Source organism: Neisseria sp. P0001.S005 (assembly GCF_051963715.1).
On sequence record NZ_JBQCTZ010000462.1, the window covers coordinates 1 to 776 of the forward strand.

Genomic DNA, 776 nt, shown 5'->3' on the forward strand with positions numbered 1-776 from the left:
AATTCGTAACCGTGGTTTTTGACGTAGCCGGCGTTGACGGCTTCACGGATGGCGACAGAGTCGTGGCGGTTTTGCGGATTGGCAAGCGCGTCTTTGATGGTCTGCCAGAAGTAGCTGCCGTTTGCGGCAAACGTGCCGTCGTTGTAGTTGAAGCCGATTTCGGTATTGCGCGCGCGTTCAGCTTTAGTGCCGTCGGCAATCGAGATGATGCCGCGTTTGCCGTGGGTTTGCAGCGCGTCATACAGGCGCGGGCTGCGGCTGGCGTAGTTGTGGCTTACGCTGAAGCTCAAGTTTTCGACAGGTTGGTAAATTACGCCCAGACTCGGGTTGACTTTGCCGTCTGAAACCGATTTGCCGTCATGGGTTTTGATATCGAAATGGTCGTAACGCAGACCGCCGGTCAGGGTAACATCGCCGATATCTTGGATGGCTTCGACATACACGCCGTAATCGGTTTTGGTCGGGTTGGTCAGGCTGTATCCGCGTACCAGACTTTGCAGGGCGGCATCGGTGCTGGTGTATTGCGAATTCAGGAAGGTATGAGGTTTGATTTCCTGATGGCGGTAGTTGACACCGTATTTCAACAGGGTTTTTTCGGCAAGGCGGCTGTCGAAGTTGATATTTGCACCTTTGGTGGTGATTTTGGTTGTGGTCGGACCTGCCACATTGCCTGCGTAACCGCTGCCGCTGTCATCGGCGGAATAGCGTTCGTTTTCCAACACATAGGCGTTGGCGTTCAGTTTTTCGACAAAGCCCAGGTTTTTACCCGTGTACTC

General features: G+C 53.9%; 1 protein-coding gene. It reads right to left on the reverse strand.

Annotated elements, in window-relative coordinates:
• Positions 1-776 (reverse strand): TonB-dependent receptor domain-containing protein (locus ACTHSP_RS21060; RefSeq protein WP_440346891.1); only part of this gene is annotated, 776 nt, incomplete at both ends.